This is a genomic window from Streptomyces laculatispora (assembly GCF_017353455.1).
Taxonomy (GTDB): domain Bacteria; phylum Actinomycetota; class Actinomycetes; order Streptomycetales; family Streptomycetaceae; genus Streptomyces; species Streptomyces laculatispora.
This window is the reverse complement of the sequence record NZ_JAFMPZ010000648.1, coordinates 1-5,271: the sequence shown is the minus strand read 5'-3', so window position 1 is coordinate 5,271 and position 5,271 is coordinate 1. Positions and strand designations below refer to the sequence as shown.

3 protein-coding genes are annotated in these 5,271 nt (G+C 68.5%); all 3 read right to left on the bottom strand.

Going from position 1 to position 5,271, the window contains the following annotated elements; all coding sequences use genetic code 11:
• The coding region (locus J1C73_RS33820; protein ID WP_443732233.1) for a maltokinase N-terminal cap-like domain-containing protein at positions 1–836 on the bottom strand (836 nt) is incomplete at its 3' end.
• A gap of 239 nt (positions 837–1,075) precedes the next feature.
• Positions 1,076–2,782: a maltose alpha-D-glucosyltransferase gene (gene treS / locus J1C73_RS33815; RefSeq protein ID WP_207319700.1), complete on the bottom strand. Its 1,707-nt coding sequence runs from the start codon at positions 2,780–2,782 to the stop codon at positions 1,076–1,078.
• Positions 2,779–4,830 (bottom strand): alpha-1,4-glucan--maltose-1-phosphate maltosyltransferase, encoded by a 2,052-nt coding sequence (locus J1C73_RS33810; RefSeq protein WP_207319699.1) that lies wholly within the window; start codon positions 4,828–4,830, stop codon positions 2,779–2,781. Before J1C73_RS33810 ends, treS begins: the two co-directional genes overlap by 4 nt.
• Positions 4,831–5,271 lie beyond the last annotated feature (441 nt).

The following is a 5,271-nucleotide window of genomic DNA, read 5'->3' as shown; positions in this document are numbered from 1 at the left end:
GGGGTGGGCAGCGCGGCGGCGAGCGCGGTGTGCACCTCGGCGGTGGCCTGTCCCAGCGCGCGGGCCTCGGGTCCGAAGTCGAGGCCCGCCGCGAGTGCGCGCAGGGCGAGCTGCCAGCCGTCCTGCGCACCGCGCAGGAACGGCTGCAGCACGCCGAGCGTGAGGTGCTCCGGTTCGGTGGACTCGAACCAGGCGACGGGGGCCGGGACGCGCCCGCACCCCTCGCGGGAGAGCGCGAGGGGCAGTTCCAGATCGGGGTTGGTGCCCGGGAACACCCGGCGGAAGATCTTGAGGATGTAGGCGTTGCCGTAGACGAGCGAGGAGTTGGACTGCTCGGTGTCCAGCACCCGGGGCGCGAGGCCGGCGGGGACCGGGGCCGCACCCCGGCCGAACCGGAGGGCGCCGAGTCTGCCGGGGGTGCGCAGCCGTTCCAGCAGCAGGGCGGCCAGGCGTGGATCGTGCAGCCCGTCGTAGACGGTCAGCCCGCCCAGCGGGCCGTCCGTCACATGCCCGACGAGGGCGGGCGCCAGCCGGGTCGGCAGCGTGGACCGTACGCCGAGCAGTAACTGGTAGCAGTCGATGGGCGGCTGGGCGGGCATGGTGGGCTGATGGACCCGGACCAGCAGATGCAGCAGCCCGGGGCCGGCAGCGGCGGTGCCGGACTTCTCCACCGGCAGTATCTCGGTCGCCGACACGAGCGAGAAGGCCGTGATCGGCCGTCCCTTGCCCGCGAACCACCGCTGCCGGGGCAGCCATTCATGGAGCAGCGGTCCGAGAGACGGGAGCAGGGCTGTGCTGTTCGCCAGGGTGACCTGAGCGGATGCAGCCTCCGACATGGCATCGCGTCCTTTCCCCGGGCACACCACAGGATGCGAAGAGTGTCCCGGATTGCGGCTTTGGCTGTCCGGCTGTGCGGGACGTGTCGGGTCAGGATGGTCCGTACGGACTCGACTCGAACGGAACGAAACGCCAGGAGGATTCAGGAAGGGTCCTGAAGCGTTCGATATGGGTGGAGAGTGCCCCGTGCGGAGCGGCGGAAACCGCCCCGCACAGAGCCTGCGCGCCGGCCGGCCGGTCAGCTCGCGGGTGCGTCCTTGCGGAGGCGGAACCAGTAGAAGCCGTGTCCCGCGAGAGTCAGCAGGTAGGGCCACTGACCGATGGCGGGGAAGCGCACCCCGCCGATCAGCTCCACCGGATGACGCCCGTTGAAGGACCGCAGATCGAGCTCCGTCGGCTGCGCGAACCGCGAGAAGTTGTGCACGCACAGCACGAGGTCGTCCCCGTGTTCACGGGTGAAGGCGAGCACCGCGGGGTTGGAGGAGGGCAGTTCGGTGTACGCGCCGAGGCCGAACGCCGGGTTCTGCTTGCGGATCTCGATCATCCGGCGCGTCCAGTGCAGCAGCGACGACGGCGAGGCCATCGCCGCCTCGACGTTGGTGACCTGGTAGCCGTAGACCGGGTCCATGATCGTGGGGAGGAAGAGCCGTCCCGGATCGCTGGAGGAGAATCCCGCGTTCCGGTCGGGCGTCCACTGCATCGGGGTGCGGACGGCGTCCCGGTCGCCCAGCCAGATGTTGTCGCCCATTCCGATCTCGTCCCCGTAGTAGAGGATCGGCGATCCGGGCAGGGACAGCAGCAGGGCGGTGAACAGCTCGATCTGGTTGCGGTCGTTGTCCAGCAGGGATGCCAGGCGCCGCCTGATACCGATGTTGGCCCGCATCCGCGGATCCTTGGCGTACTCCGCGTACATGTAGTCGCGCTCTTCGTCCGTGACCATTTCGAGCGTCAGCTCGTCATGGTTGCGCAGGAAGATGCCCCACTGGCAGCCGGACGGGATCGCCGGTGTCTTGGCCAGGATTTCGGAGACCGGGTAGCGGCTCTCCCGCCGTACGGCCATGAAGATCCGCGGCATGACGGGGAAGTGGAACGCCATGTGGCACTCGTCGCCGCCGGCCCGGTAGTCGCCGAAGTAGTCGACGACGTCCTCGGGCCACTGGTTGGCCTCGGCGAGCAGCACGGTGTCCGGGTAGTTGGCGTCGATCTCCTTGCGGACCCGCTTGAGGAAGCCGTGGGTCTCCGGGAGGTTCTCGCAGTTGGTGCCCTCGCGCTGGTAGAGGTAGGGCACGGCGTCGACCCGGAAGCCGTCGATGCCGAGGTCCAGCCAGAAGCGCAGGGCGGAGATGATCTCCTCCTGCACCGCCGGGTTCTCGTAGTTGAGGTCGGGCTGGTGCGAGAAGAACCGGTGCCAGTAGTACTGCTTGCGCACCGGGTCGAAGGTCCAGTTGGACGTCTCGGTGTCGACGAAGATGATCCGGGCGTCCTGGAACTGCTTGTCGTCGTCGGCCCAGACGTAGTAGTCGCCGTACGGACCCTCGGGGTCGGTGCGGGACTGCTGGAACCAGTCGTGCTGGTCGCTGGTGTGATTCATGACGAAGTCGATGATCACGCGCATCCCGCGCTGGTGCGCGGCGTCGACGAACTCGACGAAGTCGGCGAGGTCGCCGAACTCCGGAAGCACGGCGGTGTAGTCGGAGACGTCGTAACCACCGTCGCGCAGCGGCGACTTGAAGAACGGTGGCAGCCAGAGGCAGTCGACGCCAAGCCACTGGAGGTAGTCCAGTTTGGAGGTGATCCCCTTCAGATCTCCGATGCCGTCGCCGTTGGAGTCCTGGAAGGAACGGACGAGGACCTCGTAGAAGACGGCACGCTTGAACCAGTCGGGATCGCGGTCCTTGGCCGGGGTGTCCTCGAACGTGTCGTGGACGGGCTCATTGACGATCATGGTGTGGGTGACCCTCCGGTCGGCGGGGACGGTCGCAGGACGGCGATGTGCGCGGGCGTCACGCCCGGTTCCAGACGCACGTAGAAGGTCCTGCCCCAGTGATAGGAAGTGCCGGTGAGCTCGTCGCGCACCGGCACGCTCTCGTGCCTGTCGAGGCCGAGTCGCGGCATGTCCAACGAGACGGTCGCCTCCTGGGTGTGGTGCGGGTCGAGGTTGACGACCATCAGAACGATGTTCGAACCGGAGCGCTTGCTGTAGACGATCAGGGCGTCGTTGTCGGACGAGTGGAAGTGCACGTCACGCAGCTGCTGCAGCGCCGGGTGGCGGCGCCTGATCCGGTTGAGCGTGGTGATGAGCGGGGCCAGCGACCGGCCCTCACGCTCGGCGGCTTCCCAGTCCCTGGGCCGGATCTCGTACTTCTCCGAGTCGAGGTACTCCTCACTGCCGCCGCGGAGCGGGGTGTTCTCGCAGAGCTCGTACCCCGCGTACACCCCCCAGGTGGGGGAGAGCGTCGCCGCGAGCACCGCCCGTGCCTCGAAGGCGGGCCTGCCGCCGTCCTGGAGATATCCGGGGAGGATGTCGGGGGTGTTCACGAAGAAATTGGGCCTCATGCAGGAGGCCGTCTCACCGGACAGCTCGGTCACGTAATCGGTGATTTCCTGGCGGCTGTTGCGCCAGGTGAAGTAGGTGTACGACTGCTGGAATCCGATGGTGGCGAGTGCGTGCATCATCGCGGGACGGGTGAATGCCTCGGCCAGGAAGATCACATCGGGATCGGTGCGGTTGATGTCGGCGATGACCTTCTCCCAGAAGATCACCGGCTTGGTGTGCGGATTGTCGACGCGGAAGATCCGTACTCCGTGATCCATCCAGAACCGCAGGATGCGCACGGTCTCCGCGACGAGCCCGCGCAGATCCTTGTCGAACGCGATCGGATAGATGTCCTGGTATTTCTTGGGCGGATTCTCCGCGTAGGCGATACTGCCGTCCGCGCGGTGATGGAACCACTCGGGGTGTTCCGTGACCCACGGGTGATCGGGGGAGCACTGGAGGGCGAAATCCAGCGCGATCTCCATGCGCAGGTTCCGGGCGGCCTCGACGAAATGGTCGAAGTCGTCGAGGGTGCCGAGATCGGGGTGGACGGCGTCGTGGCCGCCCTCGGCCGAGCCGATCGCCCAGGGCACCCCCACATCGTGCGCGGCGGGGGAGAGGGAGTTGTTCGGGCCCTTGCGATGGGTCGTCCCGATGGGGTGGACCGGGGGGAGGTAGACCACGTCGAACCCCATCGCGGCGACCGCCGGCAGCCGCTCGGCCGCCGTGCGGAAGGTGCCGCTGACGATCCGGGGAGGCTGCGCCGCGGCGGGTCGCGCCTTGGCCGCGCGGCCCTTCCCCACCGGCTTCGGCGGTACGGCCGGTTCGGTTCTGGCCCCCTCGGAACGGGGGAACAGCTCGTACCAGGAGCCGAACAGGGCGCGCCGGCGCTCGACGACGAGCGGGAGCGGCCGCGAGGCGGTGACCAGCTCACGCAGGGGGTGGCCGGTCAGCGCCTGTGCCGCCTCGGGGGTGAGCGCGGCGGCCAGCCGGGCGGCGGCCGGGCGTGACGTGTCGCGCAGGGCGTCGACCGCGCGGAGCACCGCCTCGCGGCCGTCCCGCTTGGGCACGCCCCCGGCGGCCCGCTCGTACAGCTCGGCGCCCTCCGCCAGGACGAGCGCGGTGTCGATCCCCGCCGGGATCTTGATCCGGGCGGTGTGCCGCCAGGTGGCCACCGGATCGCTCCAGGCCTCGACCGTGTACGTCCAGCGGCCCTCGGCGTCCGGGGTCACATCGGCGCCCCAGCGGTCGGTGCCCGGAGCGAGCTCGCGCATCGGTGTCCAGGGGCCGGGCCGCCCGCTCGGGTCGAGCAGGACGACGTTGGCCGCGACCGCGTCATGGCCTTCGCGGAAGACGGTCGCGGTGACCTGGAAGGTCTCACCGGAAACCGCCTTGGCGGGCCTTCTTCCGCAATCGACGAGGGGGCGGACGTCGAGGACGGGAATGCGACCGATCATGAAATCACCTGGGGACTGGAGCTCGGACTCAACAGGGCGCGTTGCGGCTGCGGAGGGCTGAACGCGCGCGCCGCGATGGTGGGGTTCCGTCCTTTCTAGCTGCTCCGTTGACGACTGGTGGGGTGTGGGCATGGCCGCTCCTGTCCGCGTTCACTCGAATGGCACTCGAATGGATGGGGCGCGGGTGTGGTGCACGGGTGTGGACCGAATGCGCACGGGCCGTACCGATTGCATACGAATCGCGGGCGGACAGCCGCCGAACGGCGGATGAACCGGCCGCGGGTCCGAGATGGATCGCCTTGAAATGTCATCCGAATGCATTCGTTCCGGGTACCGGAGAAGCCTTCCCACTGATGCCGGTAGGCCAATCCGGTGGTTTGTTAACTTCTCGGGCGTATCTGTGACGGTCTGAATGCGCCGGGCTCCGCCGCGCATGCGCGG

What these genes read in the sequence shown, in the direction of transcription:
- J1C73_RS33810 (WP_207319699.1), bottom strand. Translation starts at nt 4,830, where the DNA reads ATGATCGGTCGCATTCCCGTCCTCGACGTCCGCCCCCTCGTCGATTGC.
- treS (WP_207319700.1), bottom strand. Translation starts at nt 2,782, where the DNA reads ATGATCGTCAATGAGCCCGTCCACGACACGTTCGAGGACACCCCGGCC.